The sequence below is a fragment of the Streptomyces marokkonensis genome, from assembly GCF_039539045.1.
GTDB lineage: Bacteria > Actinomycetota > Actinomycetes > Streptomycetales > Streptomycetaceae > Streptomyces > Streptomyces marokkonensis.
Genome location: NZ_BAABCQ010000029.1, coordinates 14,726 through 35,306 on the forward strand (window position 1 = coordinate 14,726; position 20,581 = coordinate 35,306).

Annotated in this window: 24 protein-coding genes; 13 read left to right on the forward strand and 11 right to left on the reverse strand. The window is 70.9% G+C overall.

Translation table 11 applies throughout. The annotated features are described in order from the left end of the window. The first annotated feature begins 50 nt into the window (after nt 1-50). A complete protein-coding gene (locus tag ABEA26_RS10080) occupies nt 51-437 on the forward strand; it encodes a PLD nuclease N-terminal domain-containing protein (protein ID WP_345591188.1) in 387 nt (128 codons plus the stop codon). A gap of 56 nt (nt 438-493) precedes the next feature. Here the strand turns inward: ABEA26_RS10080 and ABEA26_RS10085 are convergent, their stop codons facing one another. The 3 genes from ABEA26_RS10085 to ABEA26_RS10095 all read right to left on the reverse strand — a co-directional run bounded on the left by ABEA26_RS10085 (nt 494) and on the right by ABEA26_RS10095 (nt 3,026). Then, entirely contained in the window at nt 494-2,380 is a 1,887-nt protein-coding gene (locus ABEA26_RS10085; RefSeq protein WP_345591190.1) for a serine/threonine-protein kinase, read from the reverse strand. A 124-nt stretch (nt 2,381-2,504) separates the two neighbouring features. After that, nucleotides 2,505-2,705: a LamG-like jellyroll fold domain-containing protein gene (locus tag ABEA26_RS10090; protein ID WP_345591263.1), complete on the reverse strand. Its 201-nt coding sequence runs from the start codon at nt 2,703-2,705 to the stop codon at nt 2,505-2,507. A 138-nt stretch (nt 2,706-2,843) separates the two neighbouring features. Beyond that, nucleotides 2,844-3,026 (reverse strand): hypothetical protein, encoded by a 183-nt coding sequence (locus ABEA26_RS10095; protein WP_345591192.1) that lies wholly within the window; start codon nt 3,024-3,026, stop codon nt 2,844-2,846. A gap of 201 nt (nt 3,027-3,227) precedes the next feature. Between ABEA26_RS10095 and ABEA26_RS10100 the strand changes: the two genes are divergently transcribed. Both ABEA26_RS10100 and ABEA26_RS10105 read left to right on the forward strand, forming a co-directional pair. Then, nucleotides 3,228-3,668: a peptidoglycan-binding domain-containing protein gene (locus ABEA26_RS10100; protein WP_345591193.1), complete on the forward strand. Its 441-nt coding sequence runs from the start codon at nt 3,228-3,230 to the stop codon at nt 3,666-3,668. A gap of 88 nt (nt 3,669-3,756) precedes the next feature. Continuing rightward, complete coding sequence (locus ABEA26_RS10105; protein WP_345591194.1) at nt 3,757-4,200, forward strand: peptidoglycan-binding domain-containing protein; 444 nt, start codon at nt 3,757-3,759, stop codon at nt 4,198-4,200. A gap of 46 nt (nt 4,201-4,246) precedes the next feature. Here ABEA26_RS10105 and ABEA26_RS10110 read toward each other — a convergent pair whose 3' ends face one another. Continuing rightward, nucleotides 4,247-4,654 (reverse strand): VOC family protein, encoded by a 408-nt coding sequence (locus tag ABEA26_RS10110; protein ID WP_345591196.1) that lies wholly within the window; start codon nt 4,652-4,654, stop codon nt 4,247-4,249. A 123-nt stretch (nt 4,655-4,777) separates the two neighbouring features. Between ABEA26_RS10110 and ABEA26_RS10115 the strand changes: the two genes are divergently transcribed. Then, entirely contained in the window at nt 4,778-5,803 is a 1,026-nt protein-coding gene (locus ABEA26_RS10115) for a helix-turn-helix transcriptional regulator (protein ID WP_345591197.1), read from the forward strand. A gap of 71 nt (nt 5,804-5,874) precedes the next feature. On the opposite strand, the gene ABEA26_RS10120 is transcribed toward ABEA26_RS10115, so the two are convergent. The 4 genes from ABEA26_RS10120 to ABEA26_RS10135 form a co-directional block, all read right to left on the reverse strand. Beyond that, nucleotides 5,875-6,795: an RpnC/YadD family protein gene (locus tag ABEA26_RS10120; RefSeq protein WP_345591199.1), complete on the reverse strand. Its 921-nt coding sequence runs from the start codon at nt 6,793-6,795 to the stop codon at nt 5,875-5,877. 16 nt (nt 6,796-6,811) lie between these two features. Further along, a complete protein-coding gene (locus ABEA26_RS10125; protein WP_345591201.1) occupies nt 6,812-7,711 on the reverse strand; it encodes a helix-turn-helix domain-containing protein in 900 nt (299 codons plus the stop codon). Between the two features lie 262 nt (nt 7,712-7,973). Beyond that, the gene (locus tag ABEA26_RS10130; RefSeq protein WP_345591264.1) at nt 7,974-8,087 is read right to left on the reverse strand and encodes a DUF397 domain-containing protein; all 114 of its coding nucleotides are present in this window, start codon (nt 8,085-8,087) and stop codon (nt 7,974-7,976) included. Continuing rightward, on the reverse strand, nt 8,035-8,994 hold the full coding sequence (locus tag ABEA26_RS10135) for a helix-turn-helix domain-containing protein (RefSeq protein ID WP_345591202.1): 960 nt from the start codon (nt 8,992-8,994) through the stop codon (nt 8,035-8,037). Before ABEA26_RS10135 ends, ABEA26_RS10130 begins: the two co-directional genes overlap by 53 nt. A gap of 103 nt (nt 8,995-9,097) precedes the next feature. Here ABEA26_RS10135 and ABEA26_RS10140 point away from each other — a divergent pair, with 103 nt between their 5' ends. Further along, entirely contained in the window at nt 9,098-9,715 is a 618-nt protein-coding gene (locus ABEA26_RS10140; protein WP_345591203.1) for a DUF7848 domain-containing protein, read from the forward strand. 178 nt (nt 9,716-9,893) lie between these two features. Further along, the gene (locus ABEA26_RS10145) at nt 9,894-10,721 is read left to right on the forward strand and encodes an alpha/beta fold hydrolase (RefSeq protein ID WP_345591205.1); all 828 of its coding nucleotides are present in this window, start codon (nt 9,894-9,896) and stop codon (nt 10,719-10,721) included. A gap of 59 nt (nt 10,722-10,780) precedes the next feature. Here ABEA26_RS10145 and ABEA26_RS10150 read toward each other — a convergent pair whose 3' ends face one another. Beyond that, nucleotides 10,781-11,155 carry a MerR family transcriptional regulator gene (locus tag ABEA26_RS10150; protein ID WP_345591206.1) on the reverse strand — a complete coding sequence of 125 codons (375 nt, stop codon included), beginning with the start codon at nt 11,153-11,155 and terminating at the stop codon, nt 10,781-10,783. A gap of 65 nt (nt 11,156-11,220) precedes the next feature. On the opposite strand from ABEA26_RS10150, the gene ABEA26_RS10155 reads away from it, so the two are divergent. From ABEA26_RS10155 to ABEA26_RS10185, 7 genes are all read left to right on the forward strand, one after another. Further along, nucleotides 11,221-11,556 carry an EthD domain-containing protein gene (locus ABEA26_RS10155; protein ID WP_345591208.1) on the forward strand — a complete coding sequence of 112 codons (336 nt, stop codon included), beginning with the start codon at nt 11,221-11,223 and terminating at the stop codon, nt 11,554-11,556. 77 nt (nt 11,557-11,633) lie between these two features. Beyond that, on the forward strand, nt 11,634-12,386 hold the full coding sequence (locus ABEA26_RS10160) for a TioE family transcriptional regulator (protein WP_345591210.1): 753 nt from the start codon (nt 11,634-11,636) through the stop codon (nt 12,384-12,386). Between the two features lie 149 nt (nt 12,387-12,535). Continuing rightward, nucleotides 12,536-13,936, forward strand: a complete 1,401-nt coding sequence (locus tag ABEA26_RS10165) for a condensation domain-containing protein (RefSeq protein WP_345591211.1) — start codon at nt 12,536-12,538, stop codon at nt 13,934-13,936. A gap of 91 nt (nt 13,937-14,027) precedes the next feature. Beyond that, nucleotides 14,028-14,735 (forward strand): tRNA-dependent cyclodipeptide synthase, encoded by a 708-nt coding sequence (locus ABEA26_RS10170; RefSeq protein WP_345591213.1) that lies wholly within the window; start codon nt 14,028-14,030, stop codon nt 14,733-14,735. A 15-nt stretch (nt 14,736-14,750) separates the two neighbouring features. Further along, nucleotides 14,751-15,587, forward strand: a complete 837-nt coding sequence (locus tag ABEA26_RS10175; protein WP_345591214.1) for a class I SAM-dependent DNA methyltransferase — start codon at nt 14,751-14,753, stop codon at nt 15,585-15,587. Next, complete coding sequence (locus ABEA26_RS10180; RefSeq protein WP_345591216.1) at nt 15,584-16,621, forward strand: squalene/phytoene synthase family protein; 1,038 nt, start codon at nt 15,584-15,586, stop codon at nt 16,619-16,621. The genes ABEA26_RS10175 and ABEA26_RS10180 overlap by 4 nt, the downstream gene beginning before the upstream one ends. Beyond that, the gene (locus tag ABEA26_RS10185) at nt 16,618-17,499 is read left to right on the forward strand and encodes an SAM-dependent methyltransferase (protein ID WP_345591218.1); all 882 of its coding nucleotides are present in this window, start codon (nt 16,618-16,620) and stop codon (nt 17,497-17,499) included. The genes ABEA26_RS10180 and ABEA26_RS10185 overlap by 4 nt, the downstream gene beginning before the upstream one ends. Nucleotides 17,500-17,532: 33 nt before the next feature. Here ABEA26_RS10185 and ccsB read toward each other — a convergent pair whose 3' ends face one another. Further along, the gene (gene ccsB / locus ABEA26_RS10190) at nt 17,533-18,678 is read right to left on the reverse strand and encodes a c-type cytochrome biogenesis protein CcsB (RefSeq protein WP_345591219.1); all 1,146 of its coding nucleotides are present in this window, start codon (nt 18,676-18,678) and stop codon (nt 17,533-17,535) included. Further along, nucleotides 18,675-20,579, reverse strand: coding sequence for a cytochrome c biogenesis protein ResB (gene resB / locus ABEA26_RS10195; protein WP_345591221.1), 1,905 nt, complete (start codon nt 20,577-20,579; stop codon nt 18,675-18,677). The genes ccsB and resB overlap by 4 nt, the downstream gene beginning before the upstream one ends. Nucleotides 20,580-20,581 lie beyond the last annotated feature (2 nt).

Below are 20,581 nucleotides of genomic sequence, written 5' to 3' on the forward strand. Positions count from 1 at the left end.
GGGGGCCGCGACGCGTCCCCCACCCCTCGCTTCCGCTGGAGAGAGGCCCCATGCTCCGGGTGCTCATGTTCCTCGTGCCACTGGCGTTGAGCGTCTACGCATTCATCGACTGCATCAGCACGAAGGACTCCGACATCCGTCACATGCCCAAGCCGCTGTGGGCGATCCTCGTGCTGCTGTTCCCGCTGGTCGGCTCGATCTCCTGGCTCATCGCCGGCAAGAAGCGGCAGCCGGCCGGAGCGCCGGGGGCTGCACGCGGCGGGCAGCGGCAGTGGATCGCGCCGGACGACAACCCCGACTTCCTGAAGTCCCTGGGCGACCAGTCCGGTGACGCGGACAAGGGCCGGGGCCAGGGTGACCCCGACCCGCAGGACTCCGGCCACAGCGGCCCCGAGGACGACGAGGACCGCAAGGGCGGCAGGCGGGACGAGACCTGACGCTCCTTCCCGTCAGGCCCTGGTCAGGGCCTGGACAGGCTCCGATCGAAGCCTGGTCAGATCCTGGTCCAGCGCTGGGAGGCTGAGCCGGTGCACGCCGTGGTCGTCAGGCCGATCATGGAAGCCCGGCGGTTGAGATCGAGGCAGCCACCCGTGGTGAGGTTCCTGAGCGAGCCGTTCGCCCCCTCCCGCCACTCTCCTCCCGCCTGGCCGCATGCGGCCCTGACGAGCCAGGCGTTCGCGCTCCTGGCGTGGATGCACTGGGCCGCTCCCACGCTGAGGATCCGGAAGTCGCCGCCCGAGGTGCTCTGGAAGCGGAAGACGGCGTTGTCGCCAGAGCAGTTGCCGTCATCGATGGGCATGCCGACGTACATGCACTTTCCGCTCGATCCGTTCTTCAGCATGAAGCTGCCCGACGCGGACCCGCCGTCTCCCGAGTCGCCAGGGGCCGGCCCACTCGACCCGGAGCCGGACCCGGACCCGGACCCGGTTCCGGAGCCGGCGGACCCTCCCGCACCGGACGACCCTCCCGAGTCGGAGGAACCGCCGGATCCCGAGTCGCCGCCGGATGCCTCTTCCCCGGCAGCCGCGTCCCCGGACCCGCCGGGCGCGGTGCCGTTCCCGTCCTGCCCTGCGCCCTTCTCCCCTTCCTCGTCCTCGTCCTTGTCCTTGTCCTTGTCCTTGTCCTGCCCGTCCTTCTTCCCGTCGTCAGGACTGCCGGAAGCGGAGGCGCTCGGGCCGGTCGAGCCGGTGGCGGAGTCCGCTGGGCCCGGAGTGGCTGTTCCGGCGGCCGCGGGCGGCGCGCCCGCGGCCCGGCCCTTGTCCGAATCGTTCATCACGTACGGCAGCAGCGTGAACCCGAGCGTGGCCCCCGTCACGACGACCGGGACCACGAACGCCAGCACCTTCGTACGGCCACGCCGCTCGCTCTTCTCCGGTCGCCCGCCCGCGACCACGGGGACGGACGGCAGGGAAGGGGCCGCCTCCCGCGGCTCGGGCAGTTGCCCGGGCTCCGGGACCGTCGCGGCGAAGGCCGCCCGCTCGGCCAGCGGACCGCTCACCGCCTCGGGCCACAGGGGCGGAGTGAACGGCCCGTGCCGCTCCGCGATCTCCACCAGCTCGGCCGCCGTCGGCCGGCCCTCGTGGTCCTTGTCGAGGCAGGACTCGACGACGTCGGCGAGTTCGGCGTCGAGCTCCCGCAGCGGCTGGAGGTCGGGTTCCTCGTGCACGATGCGGTACAGCACGGCGTGCCCGGACTCGTCGCCGAAGGGCGGCCGGCCGGAGGCCGCGTACGCGATCACCGAGCCGAGCGCGAAGACGTCGACGACACCGCTCGACGCCCGTTTCCCGGAGGCCTGTTCGGGCGACATGTAGGCGGGCGTGCCCACCACCATGCCGGTCTTGGTCAGCTGGCTCTGCTCAGCGGCCCGGGCGACACCGAAGTCGATGAGGGTGAGACCTTCGAGAGTGAGCATGGCGTTGGACGGTTTGAGGTCGCGGTGGACCATGTCCAGCGCGTGCACCGACGCCAGCGCGGTGGCGGCGTCCCGCAGTATGAGCCAGAGCGCCTGGGCGGGCAGGGGCCCGTGCAGGTCGACGGCCTCGCGCAAGGTGATGCCGGGCACGTAGGCGGTGGCGAACCACGGCGGCCGGGCGTCCCGGTCCCCCGCGAGCAGCGGCGCGGTGGCCTCGGCGGGCAGCCGGGAGAGATTGTCCAGCTCGTGTCCGAAGCGGCGCAGGAAGTCCTCGTCCTCGCCGGCCACCGAGGGCAGCACCTGCTTGACGGCCGCGTACCGGCCCTCGTGGACGCCGAGATAGACGCGTCCCATTCCGCCGACCCCGAGCCGTCCCAGCAGCGGGATCGGTCCGATCCGGCGTGGGTCGTCGTTCTCCAGCGGCTCGGCGCCACTGCCCGTGAGGCCGAATCCGGCTTCCCCGCTCAACACTCTCTCCCCGTTCACCGGCTGCCGCGAGCTCCAGTGTGGGCCGTCACGGCCACAGATCGAAAGCTACATCTTTAGCATGGTCACCCCAAGTAAAGCTCTGGGGAAACTTGGTGAGTGACCGTCAGATACGTCGCGCCGGCGACTTGGCCCGGGCGGAGGTGAGCGCCCGGTCGGAGGCCCGTACGTCCCGGACGGCGCCGGGGAAGAAGTCGGCGGGCTGCCCGTCGCAGGACGCCCGGCCGATCATGAAGGCGCCGGTGGCGGGGATCGGGCCGGTGTCGTCGACGACCGCCTCCTGGACTCCGTTGACGTACAGCCGCAGCTTGCGGGGCCCGGCCGTCGCAGACGCCGGTCAGGTGGGTCCAGACGCCGGGGGCGGGCTCGGTCCGGCCGACGGCGCGCAGGCCGGGACGAAGGACGCACCTCACCTCCGCCCTGAAGAACGGAGCACCGCGCGAGATCAGAGGTGGAAACCACCGGCGGTACCGCCGTCCTGGCTGACGGTGGTGGCGAAGACATCCGGCACGGTGGAGAGCCGGACCCGGGCACAGATGTCTCCCGGCGTGCGTTTACTGCCCGTCCTCTCCCCGTACGGGCAGACCAAGCACAGGGGCAGGCGTACCTCGGTCCCCGAACCGGACATCGTCCCCCGTCCCAGCTCCGGTGGAATCGGCGCAGGTCACCGGGCGGGACGTCTCTGAGGTCTCCTGGGACGTCCCGGAGTCTCCCGGGACCTCCCGGAGTGCTTGCTCATCGGTGGGTGCGAACCCAGGATCGACACCGCCGGGCGAGGGCCCCACCCACCGGCCGGGCCCTCGACACAGGAGCAGGAGTCTGGAGACGAATGAACGTCAGAAAGAAACTCATCGGTGCCGCCAGTGTCCTCGCGGTCTCCGCGGGCCTCCTCGGAGCAGGCATCGTCACCGCGCCCGCCGCGCACGCCGCTTCGACCTGTACGACGGCGGTGCTGACGAACATGGGCAGCCACTACTACGCGAACCAGCCGTCCACGAACAGCTGGTCCACGAACTGCCTCCTGTCCCAGGGCAACCAGGGCTACGCGGTGGAAGCCCTCCAGCGGTCGTTGAAGCGGTGCGTGAACTCGTGGACGCAGAACAACGTCGTCGTGGACGGCATCTACGGACCGAAGACCGCACAGGCCGTGAGGTACGCGCAGGCGAAGTACGGCGTCGCGGTGGACGGCGTGTACGGGCCGAACACCCGTGACGCCATGCGCTGGTGGTCGGAGAACTTCGGCAGTGGCGGCGACGCGTGCCGTAGCTGACGGGGCCGCCCGCACGGGCCGTCCACCACCGCGGCCTCGCCCACCGCGAGGCGGGCCGCACCGATTCCGTTCCCCATGGAAGGACCCCATGAACATTCGCCGTACCGCGGCATCCCTCGCCACCCTCGGACTGGTCGCCACCGGCGCGGTCGTCGGCACGGCGGGAACCGCCCAGGCCGCCACCCACTGCCAGGGAACCTCGACGTACTCCAACCAGTACGGCGAGTACCTCAAGCCGACCACGGCGAACGGCAGCCGCAACGTCAACTGTCTCCTCTCCAGCGGCGACGGCTTCAACGGTGGCAGCCAGAACACGGCCGTCAAGCAACTCCAGCGGTCGCTGAACAGGTGTTTCCCCGGCGCGAACCTGGACGTGGACGGCATGTACGGGCCTGCCACCGTCAACAAGGTGAAGGAGGCACAGCGCAGCAAGGGCATCGCCGCGGACGGCGTGTTCGGGCCGCAGACGTCGCAGTACATGAACTGGGCGATGAAGGGCGCGACCGGCTGCACGTACGGCGGCGTCGCCTAGCCGACCGCTCCTGGCGGCCCGCCGACGGGGGTGGCGGGCCGCCGGATCAGCGGGCGTACGCGGCGAACTTCTCGATGGCCTCCGGGGTGACCGGGGTGAAGAAGTTGACCAGATTGCCGTCGGGGTCGCGGACCAGGAGCGCACGGTTGCCCCAGGGCATCGTCGTGGGCTCCTTGACGAAGTCCGCCACGAACCCGGTCAGCTGCCGGTGCACGCTGTCCACGTCGTCGACGAGGAATTCGATGATGACGCTGCGGTTGTCGGCCGGGGCGGCGGAGCCGGGCGCGAACAGCGGAACGGTCCGGGTACTGCCGATCGCGAGGGTGCCCGAGGCGGTCCGGAGTTCGGCGAAGTCCTCGGTGGGCCGGCTCGCCCGCACTCCGGTGGCGCGCTCGTAGAACTCGACGAGGCGGGTGACGTCGTCCGTGATGACGCGGATCGAGACGAGGTTCATGGATGCGCTCCTGATCGTTCGTTCGTCCGGCCGTTCGGCCGTTCGGCCGGTCGTCGCTGATGACCTCACGCTACGAGCGATACCGGACAGAATCCGACCGGTATCCGAGGCAGACTTCCAGACATGTCCCGTCCCGTGTCCCGTGTGCTCACCCTGCTGGAACTCCTTCAGGCGGGAGGTACCCGGACCGTGGCCGAACTCGCCGACCGGCTCGGCGTCGGCGAGCGAACGGTGCGCCGCTACGTCGAGCATCTCGTCGACCTCGACATCCCCGTGGAGTCGGTGCGCGGCCGCTACGGCGGCTACCGGCTCGGCCCCGGCCACCGCATGCCTCCGCTCATGCTGACCGACGACGAGGCGCTGGCCGTGCTGCTCGGCCTGGTCGCCGGCCGACGGACCGGGATCACGGCGGCGGCGGGGACCGCGGGCGAGACGGCCGCGGCCAAGGTCCGGCGAGTGCTGCCGGAGCGGCTCCGTCGCCGGCTGGACTCCGTACTCGGCTCACTCACCTTCACCGCCCCGTCGGGCGGGACGGCCGCCCCGGAGACCGCCGTCCTGCTCCCCATCGCCGACGCGGTGCGCCATCACCGGCCGGTCTCGATCCGGTACACCGCCTCCGGTGGTCGGCGCAGCGAACGCGTCCTGTACCCGTACGGGCTCGTCGCGCACTCGGGCAGGTGGTACGTGACGGGACGGGACCTCTCGGTCGGCGAGGACCGGACGTTCCGGCTGGACCGCGTCGCCGACGCCCGGGTCCTGCCGGGCTCGTTCGAACCGCCGGCCGGCCACGACCCGGCGGAGCGCGTCCTCACGGCGCTCGCCACCGCCCCGTACCGGCACGAGGTGACTCTGCGGGTCCAGGGAACCGCCGAGCAGATCCGCACCCGCCTCCCGGGCAGCCTCGCGACCGTGACGGAGGCGCCACCGGCGAGCGGTACGGGTCCGGAGACAGGGGCGGGGACAGAAGCGGAGACCGGGCGCTGGTCGCGGGTCGAGATCCGCGCCGAGCGGCTCGACTGGCTGCCCGGCGTACTCGCATCGCTGGACCTCCCGTTCGTCGTCGAGCGGCCGGACGAGCTGCGCGACCTCGTCGCGGCCCTCGCCGGCCGGCTCATGGACGCCGCCCGGCGCACCCCGCCCGGCGGCTGACGGATGCGGCCAGGCACCACCACGGCACCCTGCGCTGCCTCCGGTGCCCGGCCCTCGACCGGGACGCCCGGTCACCCGTCCTGGAAGACCGCTTCGGCCGCTGACACGGTGACCGCGCGAGCGAGCCAGTGCCGGAGGACCTCGGGGTCACCGCATTCCGTGATGCGCGTGCGCACGTCGTCGGAGACGTCGAGACCGCGCTGCTCCAGGACCAGCAGGACATCCAGGGCGCCCTGCTGCGCGCGGCCCTGCTCACGGCCCTGTTCACGGCCCTGCTCACGGCCCTGCTCACGGCCTTCGTCGCGGATTTCTTCGGAGATGTACGACTTGTAGAAGGAGAGGTCCACGGCCACCAGGTTCCTCCAGAGGTGCTTGGCCGGGCGGTTGCCCATGCCCTGAGCGGTGAATTCGATGATGGCGGACGCGACGTCTTCGGGCGCGTCCTGCAACGCGGTGGACAGGGCCTTCAGTATCCCATTGATGACCGGTTCGGCGGCGTGTGTGACGGCCGCCAGGCTGGCCAGCATCAGGTCGGCGCGGGCCTCGTCCGGGTCGGTGATCACCGGCATGTTGTGCGGGCCGGCGACAAGGGGCCGCAGAGTGAGGGTGGGCAGCTGGGGCGGTCCGCTGCTCACCGCCTGCTGGGCCCACTTCGCCGTCCGGTGGTCCTGGCAGACGACCAGAAGAGCGGTGGGCAGTCGGTACTTCGTCCACAGGTATGAGACGTAGTACGCCCAGCTCGCGGGCTTGTCCGGGTCCTTCTTGCCCTGGGCCTCCACGGCCAGGAGGAACGCGCCCTGCTCTTCCGTCTCGAAGCGCAGGAGCGTGTCCACGCGGCGTTCGACGGGGCTGGCCTCGGTGAGGTCTGTCGGCAGAGCGGTCGCTCCGATGGGCTTGGGGATGTCGATCCCGAGGAAGCACGAGACACGGCTGAACAGGCCGGGATCGTGCTGAAAGATGCGGTGCATCGCCTCGTGGGGCGGGCTGACCATGGGTTTCCTTACTGGTTCAGGCCTGGGCTGCGGCCAGGTCTCGGCAGTCACGGCAGCGGGGTTCCGTCTCGGGGGCTCGGAAGCCTCGGTCGCAGTCCTCGCAGTTCTGGAGCGGGTGTCGGCCGGGAGGCGGTGAGACAGCCGCCGGGGCGCGGTACGGGGCCGGGGGCGGCAGTCCGTCGGTGAGGCGGTGGGCGAGGAGGGCGGCCGGGCGGCGCAGAGGGTCGTCGGGCAGGCCGGTGGTGAGGGCGTGGCGTACGGCTGTGGTGCGGATGTCCCGTTCCAGCCATGCGGCGACGCCGGGTGCCAGGTGGGCCGTGTCGGTCGCGGAGAGCAGCAGCCGGGAGTCGTGTCGTCGCAGGTCGGCGAGGAGGTCGACGGCCGCCTGGTGCAGCGTGGGCGCCTTGGTGCTGGGCTGCGGTACGGCGGGGAGCGCCTTGCGGACGCCCGTGCCGCGCGGGCGGGACGTGGCTCGCTGCGGTGCCGTGCGTTCGGGCCGTGCCGGATCCGCCGGTCGGGCGGGACAGGCGAGGCCTGCTGCTCGGCGCCGGGCGCGAGGGTTGTTGCAGGAGACGGTGCGGGTGACGACACGGCCGTCGGCGGCGCGTTCGCGTTCGCGGCGGAGGTAGCCATGGGCCTCCAGCTCGCGCAGGGCCGCGCTGATGCGGACCGCGCCCTCCTTGAAGCGAGCGGTGAGGCTCTTGATGTCCACGGGGGTGCCGACGCGCACCGACTGGATGTACAGGCCCAGGCCCCTCGCCAGCAGGGAGAGGTCCGGGTGCTGGGCGAGGTGATTGCCGACCACGGTGAAGTTGGCGGTGTGTCGGACGTTGTCGTGGATGACGCCCGAACGGGGTGGGTTGTCGCCATCGGCGGACTGGGCGCGCAGGGGCACGCTAAGGTTTTGGGTACCCATCAGGAAGCGGCTTTCTTCCTCGTTGGTCAGGCCCTCGCGGGGATCGCTAGTCCCCGTCGAGGGCTGACATATGTCAGCGGTCGATGCGCTGAGCGTAAGGGAGTTGGGGGCCCCGAAAGCCAGCCCAACCGGCGATGTTCACCCAGGCGAGTGATTCGACGCCGAGGGCGGGAGGGGTGGGGCTTGGTGGGGTTCTTTTCTCCAAGTGGTTCTTATTGGAGAGCGACCGAATCCCCGTAACGCGGGAACCCGAGTTCCGGTGTCAGCGCAGCGCTGAGGTGAACGCGGACCACGCCGCTCGGGTGACGAACAGGGCGGGGCCGTCAGGGCTCTTGCTGTCCCGGACGGGGACGGCGCCGGGGAAACCGGGGGCGATTTCGATGCAATCTCCGCCGTTGGCGCCGCTGTAGCTGCTCTTGATCCAATTGACCGCGCTGAGATCGTGACTGTTCATGATGCTCGTACCCTTCCATCACGTCGCTGATCAGTGCGGCAGACTCAGGGGCTGACAGAGCGTCCGCCCGCAGAACATCATAGGTCGCACTGTGGCGAGCAAAGATGGTCGGATTGTCGCCGAAATGACCACGGTCCAGCGATTCCGAGTACACCCATCGCTCCCCGCCGGGCAGTTCGATCAACGACAGTGAGGTGTCCGGGCGGTCAATGTCCGAGCGGCTCAACGGTGCCACCTGCACACGAATGTTGGGAAGTCTGCCCACGGTCAGTAAGTGAGCGCATTGGTCTCGCATCACCGCCGGGCCGCCCACCACATGACGCAGGCATGTCTCGTCCAGGACGACGAAGTAGAACGGTCCTCCAACACCGTAGAAGCGCTGCTGTCGACTCAACCGTGCCCGTACTCGTTCCTCCACCTCGTCACCATCCGTCAGGCGTCGCGCGAACAGGGCGGTCGCATAGGCGGGTGTCTGCAACAACCCCGGCATCACCTGGGTCTGATAGGCACGGACGGCCACCGCTTCGGCATCCATGTGGGCCCGGCGCTCGAACCAGTCCGGATGCTCCACCTCCGGATACCAGTCGATCCGCCCCCACAACCGCGCCAGCACCCCGCCCGTGCCCAGCAACTCGTCGCAGGTCTTCGCGAACGTGTCCTGCGGCACCCGCGTCCCCGCCTCCACCCGGGCGATGTGCGACCGGTCGCAGGGGATGCGGACCGCCAGCCCCTCCTGCGTGAGCCCCGCGGCCTCCCGGAAGTGCCGCAGCACCTCGCCGAAGACAGCGGCCGTACTCGCGCCCGCGCCCCCGGAGTTGCGTCGGCTCACGGTCTCCCCCTTCGTGACAGTGGACGAGTGTCACGCGTCAAGCATTGATACCGACAATTCCCCCCGGCGAACATCTATACACCCAGAGTGACGGAGGATGAGGATGGAACGGGTGGATCCAGGCACACTCGTCTACGACCCGCGCACCCGCAGGGTCGGCGAGTACCGGGGAACGGTGGGCCCCTGCGCCGTACTGCGTCCCGTCGGCGGCGGTCTGGAGTGGCAGGCGGACCCGGCGCTGATCCGGGCGGCCACGGCCGAGGAACGGCTGAGCGCCGGCGTGCGTGCGGCCAACGACCGCTCGACCAACGGCGCGTTGACGGCTGAGCCGCTGGTCAAGGTCGGACCGCCGCCCGAGCCGGTCGTCGGCTGCGCCACCTGCGCCCGGCTGGCCGAGCGGCGCGCACACGCACGTGCCGCCGGCGACGGCAGCGCCGAGACCGACGCCGACGTGCTGCTGGCCCGGCACCAGCGCCATGACCACCGTGGGCGTCGGCTCTTCCGCTACGTACCGTTCACGATCGTCCAGGACCCGACGGCACTCCCCGAGTACCAGGCGCACTGCGTGTCCGGCGACGACGCCGACTGCGGCGCCACGTCCGGCCCGTGCGCCGCCCCGGCGGATGTCGAGGAGTGGCAGCGCGGGCACACCCAGGAGACCCGGCACACCCGCTACCGGCGCAGCTTCGCCGACTACGCGGTACTGGAGTGCCGCGCCTGAGCCGGACGGCGTGGAGGTCACACCGCCCGGGGCGATACGGATCCCGTGTGCGCGCCACGCATGGTCACGGTGCCGAAACCCGTGGAAGACTGCGCGCGCCCGGGCCGGAGGCCACCCGAGCCCGACGGACCACGGACCACGGACCACGGACCACGGACCACGGACGAGGAGACACGGCATGCGGTTGGAACGCGGCGACGGCGGTGACCTGTACTGGGAAGGACACGGCGAGGGCGAGCCTCTGGTGCTCGTACACGGCTCGTGGGCGGACCGCACCGACTGGGCGCCCGCACTCGGCGCCGGCCTGCCGGAGTCGTTCCGGGTGTTCGCGTACGACCGGCGTGGCCACGGCAGGAGCGGGGCGGCGCCCGGACCGGGCAGCCGGCGGCAGGACGAGGACGACCTCGGTGCCGTGCTGGAGGAGGTCGTCAAGGAGCCCGCGCACGTCGTCGGGAACTCGTTCGGCGGATCGGTGACGCTGGGGCTCGCCGTCCGACGGCCCGAGCTCTTCCTCAGCATCAGCGTCCACGAGCCGCCGTTGACCGGGATCGTGGCCGACGATCCGGCGGCGGTCGAACTGCTGCGGCCGACTGTCAGAGGCATCGCCTCGGTGGTCGAGGAGATCCGCGAGGGAGAGCACGAGCGGGCCGCCCGGGTCTTCGTGGACGAGGTCGCGCTCGGGCCGGGCACCTGGGAGGAGATGCCGCAGGAGGACCGCCGTGCCGTCGCCGCCCTCGCTGAGACCTTCGCCGAGGAACAGGCCGATCCCGACTGGGCGGCGCTCGACCTCGACGCGCTCGGCCGCTGCCCGCTGCCGGTCATGCTCACGCACGGCACCGGCAGCCCGCCGTGGTTCACCACCGTCCTGGACCGGCTGGCCGAAGCGCTGCCTGACGTACGGCGGGTGAGCATCGAAGGCGCCGGGCACGTCCCCCATGCCACGCATCCCGAGAAGTACGTCGCCGCGCTGACCGCGTTCGCCACACGGAGGTGGCCCGCGGCCTGAGCCGACTCCACGTCGTGGGCGTCTTCCTCCGGTCCGCCCGCTGTCCCGGGCGCCCCGGTTCACGCGTCGTCGTCCGCCGACCGTGCCAGGTACGCCTGGTTGTCCTGGATGAGGCTGTCCAGCGCGTCCCTGGCGGCGGCGAGGCCGTCGATGGCCCCGGACAGCCGGGCCCGCTCGCGGCCCATGATCTCCACGGCCTGCCGCGCCCTGTCCTCGCTCGGCCGGGACATGCAGGGCACCATCTCGGCGATGGTGCCGCTGGGCATGCCCGCCGCCAGGAACGCCCGCACCAGGCGCACCCGCTGGACGTGCTCCTCCTCGTAGTGGCGCTGCCCGCTGGGCGAACGGGAGCTGACGAGCAGGCCCTGCTCCTCGTAGTAGCGCAGCGACCGGCGGCTGGCTCCCGTCCGGGCGGACAGTTCACCGATCCGCATCCCGGACTCCCTCATGCTCCCGGCCATTTGACCCTCACATTGATGTGAGCTTTTAGGTTAACCCCATGCTGAAGCTCATCTTCATGATCAACCGCGTCGAGGGAATGTCGTACGAGCGTTTCGTCGAGCACCACCGGGACCGGCACGCGCCTCTGTTCACCTCCGTCCCGGAGGCACAGCGCTACGTGCGCAAGTACACGGTGTCCCATCCGGTCCCCGCCGAGAACTACCCGGACCGGGCCTACGACGGCCTGACGGAGATCTGGTTCGAGGACTGGGAGGACCACGACGCCTTCTTCGCCTCCGACAACTACCGGACGCTGGTCAACCCGGACGAAGCGCGCTTCATCGACATGGGCTCGGTGGCCGTGATGGTCACCGAGGAGAAGGAGGTCATCTGACGGAGGTCATCTGAAGGACCGATCCGACGGACGGGTACGTACCCGGCTCTCGCGACGGCTGCCCTAGGCTGCGGGCCGTGACGCCAGACGACCGCCGTCTCCGTACCGTCGACCTGGCCCGGTCGGCCGGTCTCTCGACGCAGCAGATCCGCAACTACGAGGACGCCGGTGTCCTGCCCCCGGCCGGGCGGACCGAGTCCGGGTACCGCGTCTTCGGCGAGCGGCACCGGCACGCGCTGTCGACCTACCGCACCCTGCGGAAGGGCTACGAGCCGTCGACGGCGACGCGGGTCATGCGGACCGTGCACGACGGCGACGTACCCGGCGCGCTCGCCCTGGTCGACGCCGCGCATGCCGCCCTGCACGAGGAGCGGGTCTCGCTGCGGGCCGCGAGCGAGGCGCTGGAGGCGCTGGCCCGGGAGGAGCCCGCGCCGTCGGCGGACCGGTCGGGCGGTGACGGTGACGGTGACGGTGACGACGGCGGGCTGCGGATCGGGGAGGTCGCCGCGCTGATCGGCGTACGGACGTCCGCGCTGCGGGTGTGGGAGGCGGCGGGGCTGCTCGCTCCGGGGCGGGAACGTGGCACCGGCTACCGCGTGTACGGTCCCGCCGATGTCCGCGACGCCCGGCTCGTGCGCACCCTGCGCCGCGGTCACCATCTCTTCGACCAGATCCGCCCCGTACTGGACGGCCTGCGGCGGGAGGGCGGCAGTGCGGCCCTGGAGGCGGCGGTCGAGGCGCGTGGGCGGGCGCTCACCGCGCGGACGCGGGCGATGCTCGCGGGGGCGGGTGCGCTCCACACCTACCTGGAGGGAACGGCGACCCCGTAGCGGAGGGACGGCAACCCCGTAGCGATGCCGTACCGCCGTTCGAGGAGCCATCCGTTCCGTTGAACCATGCCGACACACCAGGTGCGCGGTCGCGGGCACGGCATTCCCTTGGTCGGGTCTGCCTACATCTGCGAACGGAGACCCCCCTCGTGCGAACGACCGATATCCAGCGCTGCGAGATCCGGCCCGGGCGCCTCGTCGAATGGACGCTCAGCCCCAAGACCCTCGACATCGCGGCGTCGCTGCCCGAGGACACGAGGCCGCCGGCGTACATCCAGGAGTCCCACATCCGGACCGCCCGTTCGCTTCGCCAGGGCGGTCTGTCCGTGCCGACGTGGCTCGGCGCGGCCTTCGACATCCCGGGCCCGGTCGACCTCGACGTACTCCAGGAGGCGCTGCGGACCTGGACCCTTCGGCACGAGACACTGCGCAGCGGCTTCCGCTGGAGTGGTGAGGCCGGTGACGCGGTGCGGCGGTTCACCCTCGACGCGGACGCGGTGTCCCTGCACCGCGCGGATGTCGGCGACTTCCCGGACGCCACCGACCTGGCCCGCCACCTCCGGGACCGCTTCGACCACGTCGCGGACGCGCTGCGCTGGCCCAACCTCATCTACACCGCGGTCGTACGCGACGACGGCGTCAGCGTCTACATGGCCTTCGACCACAGCAACGTGGACGCCTACTCCATCTACCGCATCCCCGCCGAGATCCACGAGTTGTACGCGGCCGGCGTCGAGGGCCGGACCGTGCCGCAGCCGCGGGTCGGCAGTTACGTCGACTTCTGCGAGGCCGAGCGGGCGGACGCGGACCGGATCGACGGAGCCCACGACATCGTCGCCCGCTGGCGCAAGTTCATCCAGCGGTGCGACGGGCGGCTGCCGTCCTTCCCGGTCGATCTCGGCGTGCGACCCGGTGGCGCGCTGCCCGAGCAACGGCTGCTGCGCGAGCCGCTGGTGGACGCCGCGGACGCCGCCGCCTTCGAGGCGTACTGCCGTCCCTACGGTGGCAGCCTGGTCGGCGTCCTGGCCGCCACCGCGCTCATCGTCCACGAGATCGGCGGGGAGCCCGTCTACCGCACGGTCGTCCCGTTCCACACCAGGTCCCGGTCCCAGTGGTCGGACTCCGTGGGCTGGTACGTCGGCGGGGCGCCGATCGAGGTCCCGGTGGCACGGGCGCACGACTTCCCGAGCGCCCTGCGGGCCGTCCGTGCCGAACTCCAGGCCAACCGGCGGCTGGCCCGCATGCCGATCGACCGGGTGCTGCGCCTGCTCGGCACGGACTTCCGCCCGACCTCGCCCGACATGTACTCGATCGTGTCGTACGTCGACGCCCGCGACGTCCCCGGCGCCGGCCACTGGCCGGACCAGACGGCGTACGCGCTGCTCAGGGTGTCGTACGGCGACCAGGTGTGCGCGTGGGTCACCCGGCTCCCGGAAGGCCTGTGGTTCGCGAGCCGCTACCCGGACACCGACATCGCGCACAAGAACCTGCGGCTGTACGTCGAACGACTGCGGGACATCGTCGCGAGTGTCGCCCGTCCGCGTCCCTAGGAATTGCCGCCCGCCCCCTTCCTTTTACCTCCCTCACCCGTCAGGCGTCGGCCAGAGTTTGCAAATCACATCAGCTGTGTAATGTTCCAACGTGTCGGAACCTGCAACGTTTTCACTTGAGCCACTGACGGAGCAATGTGCTTCGATTTGCGCTCGCAAGGAGCATGTTGTTCTCGGGGTAAGCCCGGGAAACAGCTATTTCCGGGTCGCTCTGCTCACCGATCTGCTTCGCTGGCTCAGCGGCGGTTTCGCGCGGGTGGATGTCGTCGTCCCGGACGCGGCGCTGATTCACACCTTCACCGCGCTCGGCTACGCACCCGACCGTGCGGCCGGCAAGGTGCGGGCCGAAATCAACGTACTGCGCAACCGCGTTGAACGCGCCTGGACCGCCGCGGGCGGCCCACGCGGCGGCGACGGTGTTCATCTGATGTCCGAGCTCACCGACCGGGCCGCGTACCGGAACGCGCTCGCGGAGTGCGAGGCGGCCCTGCTCACGGATCCGGAGTTGAGGGCGGCCTGCCGGGCCGCCAGCCGGGAGGTGCTGCTGTCCCGGCGCCCCGCGACGGAGCCCGTCGAGGAAGAGGTCGAGACGGGACTGCGCTATCTGCTCGCGGAACTCCCGTTCTTCATCGCCTCCGCGGACATCTTCGACGCGCCGTCCTCCCTGACCTTCTACCACCGGCCGTTTCCGCTCGCCGACCTGATCTTCTCCAGACGCACCCGGCTTGCGGTATCGACACGGCAGGCCTATGCCCTCATCCGGCCCGTCGATCACGCCCTCAAAACCACAACGCGGTAAAGGAAGGTGCAGTACATGAGCGTCGAGGAACTCACACCCACCGATCCCTACGCCAACCTCGCGGCGTCGTACGACCGGCTGGCCGAATGGGCCATCACGGAGCAGCAGGAATCCGCACGCGGCCACATGGCCGATTTCCTCCAGGCATTCTGGGAGACCGGAACCGGTCCGGTGCACCGGGTGCTGGAGATCTGCTGCGGTACCGGCCTGATGCTCTCCGAGCTGACCCGGCGCGGCTATGCCGTGACCGGACTGGACCGATCACCGGCGATGCTGGCGCAGGCCCGGCGGCGGCTGGGTGAGGACACCACCCTGCTCCGGTCCGAGCTGCCCGACATCCCGGCCGAGGCCGGCCGGTTCGACGCCGTCATCAGCGCCGCCGGAGGGTTCAACTACCTCTCCGAGTCGCAGATCGACGCCACTCTCGCCGCCGTGGCCCGCCTGCTTCCGCCCGGCGGAACGTTCGTCTTCGACGTCTACGGCCCGGGATTCTACGACAAGATCTTCGACCCGTCCGCGCCGCGCGTCATGGCACTGGAGATGGAGGACACCTCCTACATCTGGACCTTCACCACGGCGGCCGGCAGCGCCCACTTCGACATGGCCTACAGCCAGTTCCACCGTGCCGGGGACGGGCCCGGGGACGGGCCCGGGGACCGCGCCGGGGCCGGGGAGTCCTGGGTCCGTACCCGGGACCTGCACCGCTTCTACCGGCTGCCCCACGACACCGCCCGCCGCCTGGCCGCGAGGCACGGCTTCGCCGGAGTCGAGGTCCACGACAACTACACGTCGGCACTCTCCGGCCCGCACACGCTGTACGACACCTGGACCCTGACACGGGGCACCGCGTGACCACCAAGGAGATCCGGGCGGCGAACCTGGGGGATCCGGAGCTCTGCCGCGCCTACGCGACGTGCGAGACCTTCCTCCGTCGCAACTTCGTGAAGCACTACTTCCTGCTCCGGCAACTGCTGCCTCCCGGAAGGCGCCCCTACTGGGACGCGATACTCGCGTTCTCGATCCACGTCGACAACCTCATCGACGACGCCCGCGTGCCGGCTCCGGAGCGCATCGCCCGCTACGACGCCTACGCCCGCGACTTCTTCGCTCTCCTGGACGGGGACGCCCCCTGGACCGGGCCGCCGTCCTCGCACCAGGACCGCCTCGGTCGGACCTTCGCCCGCGCCTTCGCGCACTTCAGCCGCGTCTGGGAGATTCCCCGAAGCTCCGTCCAGCTGGCCATGACGAACATCACCGCGGACCTGCGCGTCACCGAGTACGCCTCCTTCCCGGATCTGGAGCGGCACATCCGCAGCACCGGGGGCGAGCACAACCTGCTGCTCAACGCCCTCCTGGGCTCTCGCGCCCAGCACAGCGAAGAGGCCAGGGAGCACGCCGTCTCCGCCCTCCTCGGTCTCCAGCTCACGGACAACCTCCGCGATCTCCGTGAGGACCTCGCGGACGGCAGGCTCTTCCTCCCCCTCGACGACCTCAAGGCGTTCGGGCTCGACCGCGCCGAGCTGGAGGCCGCCGCCCGGGACCGCCGTATGACGGACGGGCTGCGTGACCTGGTGCGCTTCGAGGCCGAGCGTGCGCGTGGCTACCTGGACCGGGCCGCCGACTGGTGGCGCTGGGCGGACGCGGACGCACGGGAGCTGCCCCGGCAGTACGTGAGCATGGCCCGGTACGTCCTGCGTCAGGTCCCCCACTCCCGCCACGACGTCTTCCACACCCCGGCCCTGAGAGGGCGGCTGGCCTGCGTGACCGCCGCGGGTGCCGGCCTCGCCCTCGGCTACGCCCGCAGGGCGGCCACCCGCCGCTTCACCTCGCCGTCCGGAAACACGGCGGACCACACCCACGCCCTGAAAGGAAGCCGCCCGACATGACACCGGACCAGCTGGACACCATCGGGGACTACTACGACTCCCACGCCGAGCTGGGCCACGCGGTGCTGGGCACCCGTGCCATGCACAAGGGCTACTTCACCGGCGCCGCGGACCCCGCCACGTACGCCGAAGCCGCCGACCGCCTCACCCGGACGGCCGGGCGACGACTCCGGCTCGGCCCGGACCACGCCCTGCTCGACATCGGGTCCGGCGCGGGCCAGCCGGCGGTGCTCCTGGCCGAGGAGACGGGGTGCTCCGTGACGGGCATCGACGCCACCCCCGGCCAGGTGGCCGCCGCACGGCGACTGGCGGCGGACGCGACGGCCCCGGACCGGATCTCCTTCGAGACCGGTGACGCCAGGAAACTGCCCTTCCCCGCGGACGCCTTCCACCGCGCCCTGATGCTGGAGGTCGCCTCCCACCTGCCCGACACGGTCACCGACGGCAAGGCGGCGGCGTTCGCCGAAGCGGCTCGCTGCCTGCGCCCCGGCGGGCGGCTGGCCGTGGTGGACATGGTCCTGCCGCCGGCCGGTGCGTCCGGGACGGAGGGCGGGACCTGGATGGACGACGTTCCCTCCGTGCACCTGAGCACCCGGCCGCGACTCCTCGAACTCCTCTCAGCGGCCGGGTTCGAGGTCCTCGAGGTCGAGGACCTGGGCCGGCACACGTGCCACAGCGGCCCCCGGACCCGGCGCGAGTTCGACAGCCGCCGACCCGAACTGACCGCCGCGTACGGACCCGACGCGGTCGAGCGGATCACCCCGGTCATGGAGCAGGTGGCCAGGGCCGACGAGCACCTCGGCTACGTCCTCGTCACCGCCCGGGCACGCCCGAGGCCGTCCGGCGGGAGACGGCAGAGGCCGGTCCCCGCGACGTGAGCCGCGGCGAACCGGCCTCTGGAGGCGTCGGGTTCAGAACCCGACGGACTGGAGGGCGCCCAGGCCCACGTCCGCGTAGGAGTGCTTGCCGGAGACGAAGATGTTGACGCCGTAGTAGTTGAACAGCCAGCACGCGAAGGCGGCCAGCGCCAGGTAGGCCGCCTTGCGGCCCTTCCAGCCGGCGGTGGCGCGGGCGTGCAGGTAGCCGGCGTAGGCGACCCAGGTGATGAAGGACCAGGTCTCCTTGGGGTCCCAGCCCCAGTAGCGGCCCCAGGCGTCGCCCGCCCAGATCGCGCCCGCGATGATCGTGAACGTCCACAGCGGGAAGACGGCGGCGTTGACGCGGTAGGCGAACTTGTCGAGGCTGGCGGCGGCGGGCAGCCGGTCCAGGACGGAGTTGGCGAAGCGGCCGGGCTTGCCGCCGGAGGCGAGCTTGTTCTCGAAGCTGTCCTTGAAGAGGTACAGGACCGTGGACATCGCGCCGACGTAGAACACCGCGCCGCAGAAGATCGCGGTCGAGACGTGGATGTACATCCAGTACGAGTCGAGCGCGGGGACCAGCTGGTCACTGGCGGTGTACAGGACCTTGACGGCGATACCGAGGTCCAGGATGACCATGGTGATCAGCGGGAGGCCGAGCCAGCGGACGTTCTTCTTCAGAGCGAGCAGCAGGAGGTACACGCCGACGGCGACCGTCGTGAACGTGATGTTGAACTCGTACATGTTGCCCCACGGCGCCCGCTTCACCGACAGGGCGCGGGCGAGCACTCCGCCGGCCTCCAGGGCGAAGCCGAGCACGGTGAGCGAGATGGCGATCCGGCCGTAGAGGTCGCCCTTCTCGGTGCCGCCGTGCGCGCCCGGGCCGTCGGGCACGTCGCGGGTGCCGGTCGCGGCGCGCACGACGACCTTGGGCCGCTCCAGTACGGCGGTGCCGCCGGCCTTGTTCACGGTGACGGCGGGGGCGGTCTTCACCTTCGCCTTCGCGTCGGCGTCGGTGTCGGCGGTCAGCGCGGCGGCCGTACGGCCCACCTTGCTGCGGCTGCCGAAGGTCCACTCGGCGATGTACGCCAGGAAGGCCAACGTGTAGACCGCGATCGCGGAGTAGATCAGCGTGTTGCTGAGGTTCGCGAGGTCCTCGTTGGCCGCGGCGGCCAGATGGGTTGCGGCGGCGAGAGTCATTTCTCAGCCCCTTCGGCAGGTACGACGTGGGTGTCGGGGGAATCGGGGGTGTCGTCGTCGTTCTTCGGTGCGCCGTCGTCGTTCTTCGGTGCGCCGTCGTCGTGAGGCGCGTCGGGCGCGTCGGGCGCGTCGGGAGCTTCGGCCTCGTCGGGCACTTCCGCCGCGTCGGGGATTTCAAGCGTGTCGGGGGCCTGCTCGTACAGGACACCGGCGAGGTCGCCGAGCTCTTCGGGGACCTTCGCGGACTCGCTGCGTCCGAGGCCGGCCATCTCGACGACCGTCACCCCGTCGGGGCCCTTGACGGCCCGCACCCAGACACGGCGGCGCTGGATGAACAGGGAACCGGCGAGGCCGAGGATGGCGGCGACGGATCCGGCGAGTGCCCAGCCGCTGCCGGGCTGCTCCGTGACCTGGAAGCCGGCCCACTCCCGCACGCCGTCGAAGGTGACCGTGCCCGCGCCGTTCGGGAGGGTCATGGTCTCGCCGGGCTTCAGCAGCTTCTTGAACAGCTCGCCGTCGGAGTCCTTGAACTCCTCCAGGTTGGTCTTGTCGAGCTGGTAGATGCTCTTGGCGAAGCCCGCGTCGACGCCGAGGTCGCCGTGGTAGGCGGAGAGCGCGAGCGTCGGGTTGAGCAGCGCCGGGAAGGTCGAGTACATCGCGCTGCCCTCGCCGCCGTAGGTCGGCACGAAGAACGCGTTGAAGCCGAGCTGCTCCTTCTCGCCCTCGGCGTTGCGGTAGCCGTCGCGGACCATGACGGCGCCGGAGGAGGTGACGTTGGAGTCCAGCGGCAGCAGGGCGGTCGCCTCCTTGTCCATGACGACGTTACCCTTGGCGTCCTTGATGGTGAGGACGGGCGCGTAGCCGTGGCTGACGAGGTAGACCTTCGAGCCGTCGATCTCCAGGGGCTCGTTGACCTCGATGGTGGTCGGCTTCTCGTCGCCGTAGGCGCCTTCGCTGTAGTCGACCTTGGCCTCGTAGATGCGCGGGGTGCCGCGGTTGGGGCCGCTCGGCTCGTAGGTGCCGTGGAAGTCCTTCAGGCTGAAGCTGAAGGGCGCGAGGTCGTGGTCCGGGTCGAAGAGGTTGCCGGACTTGAAGTCGTCGTACTGGGTGAGCGTGTTGGAGAAGCCGTCGCCCTCCACGATCAGCTTGTTGCCCTCGTACTTGAACAGCTGGCCCCAGGCGAAGGCGATCAGCATCACGATCAGCGCGATGTGGAAGACCAGGTTGCCGGCCTCGCGTACGTAGCCCTTCTCGGCGGCGACGGCGTCACCGACGGTGTGGGCGCGGAAGCGGCGCTTCTTCAGCAGGGCGAGCGCGGCCTCACGGACCTGCTCGGGCTCTGCCGCGGTGCGCCAGGTGGTGTACGCGGGCAGCCGGGTCAGGCGCCGGGGCGCGCCGGGCGGGCGGCCGCGCAGCTGGCCGACGAACTGCCAGGTGCGCGGGACGATGCAGCCGATGAGGGAGACGAACAGCAGGATGTAGATCGCGGAGAACCACACCGAGCTGTAGACGTGGAAGAGGCCGAGGTTGTCGTACAGGGGCCCGAGGACGTCGTGGTTCTCGCGGAACTCCTCGACCTTCAGCTCGTCGACGCCGCTCTGCGGGATCAGCGAGCCGGGGATCGCGCCCAGCGACAGCAGCAGGAGCAGCAGCAGCGCCACCCGCATCGAGGTGAGCTGCCGCCAGAACCAGCGGGCCCAACCGATGACGCCGAGCGAGGGGAGGTTGGGTGCCTCCTCCTTTGGGGCGGTGGAGAGCTGGGAGCCGGCGGCGCCGAGGTCCTGGTCCTCGGCAGCGGACGCGGTGCCCTCCGGGGGTCCCGTCGGGGTGCCCGCCGGGGTGCCCGTCGGGGTGCCCGTCGGGGTGCCCGTCGGGGTCTTGCCCGTGGTGGTCTTGCTCATCG

Excerpts from the sequence above, each read along its gene's own strand:
- ABEA26_RS10100 (WP_345591193.1), top strand. The coding sequence starts at position 3,228 with ATGAACGTCAGAAAGAAACTCATCGGTGCCGCCAGTGTCCTCGCGGTC.
- ABEA26_RS10175 (WP_345591214.1), top strand. The coding sequence starts at position 14,751 with ATGAGCGTCGAGGAACTCACACCCACCGATCCCTACGCCAACCTCGCG.
- ccsB (WP_345591219.1), bottom strand. The coding sequence starts at position 18,678 with ATGACTCTCGCCGCCGCAACCCATCTGGCCGCCGCGGCCAACGAGGAC.
- resB (WP_345591221.1), bottom strand. The coding sequence starts at position 20,579 with ATGAGCAAGACCACCACGGGCAAGACCCCGACGGGCACCCCGACGGGC.
- ABEA26_RS10120 (WP_345591199.1), bottom strand. The coding sequence starts at position 6,795 with ATGGTCAGCCCGCCCCACGAGGCGATGCACCGCATCTTTCAGCACGAT.
- ABEA26_RS10080 (WP_345591188.1), top strand. The coding sequence starts at position 51 with ATGCTCCGGGTGCTCATGTTCCTCGTGCCACTGGCGTTGAGCGTCTAC.
- ABEA26_RS10185 (WP_345591218.1), top strand. The coding sequence starts at position 16,618 with ATGACACCGGACCAGCTGGACACCATCGGGGACTACTACGACTCCCAC.
- ABEA26_RS10105 (WP_345591194.1), top strand. The coding sequence starts at position 3,757 with ATGAACATTCGCCGTACCGCGGCATCCCTCGCCACCCTCGGACTGGTC.
- ABEA26_RS10115 (WP_345591197.1), top strand. The coding sequence starts at position 4,778 with ATGTCCCGTCCCGTGTCCCGTGTGCTCACCCTGCTGGAACTCCTTCAG.
- ABEA26_RS10155 (WP_345591208.1), top strand. The coding sequence starts at position 11,221 with ATGCTGAAGCTCATCTTCATGATCAACCGCGTCGAGGGAATGTCGTAC.
- ABEA26_RS10095 (WP_345591192.1), bottom strand. The coding sequence starts at position 3,026 with ATGTCCGGTTCGGGGACCGAGGTACGCCTGCCCCTGTGCTTGGTCTGC.
- ABEA26_RS10145 (WP_345591205.1), top strand. The coding sequence starts at position 9,894 with ATGCGGTTGGAACGCGGCGACGGCGGTGACCTGTACTGGGAAGGACAC.
- ABEA26_RS10125 (WP_345591201.1), bottom strand. The coding sequence starts at position 7,711 with ATGGGTACCCAAAACCTTAGCGTGCCCCTGCGCGCCCAGTCCGCCGAT.
- ABEA26_RS10140 (WP_345591203.1), top strand. The coding sequence starts at position 9,098 with ATGGAACGGGTGGATCCAGGCACACTCGTCTACGACCCGCGCACCCGC.
- ABEA26_RS10150 (WP_345591206.1), bottom strand. The coding sequence starts at position 11,155 with ATGCGGATCGGTGAACTGTCCGCCCGGACGGGAGCCAGCCGCCGGTCG.
- ABEA26_RS10110 (WP_345591196.1), bottom strand. The coding sequence starts at position 4,654 with ATGAACCTCGTCTCGATCCGCGTCATCACGGACGACGTCACCCGCCTC.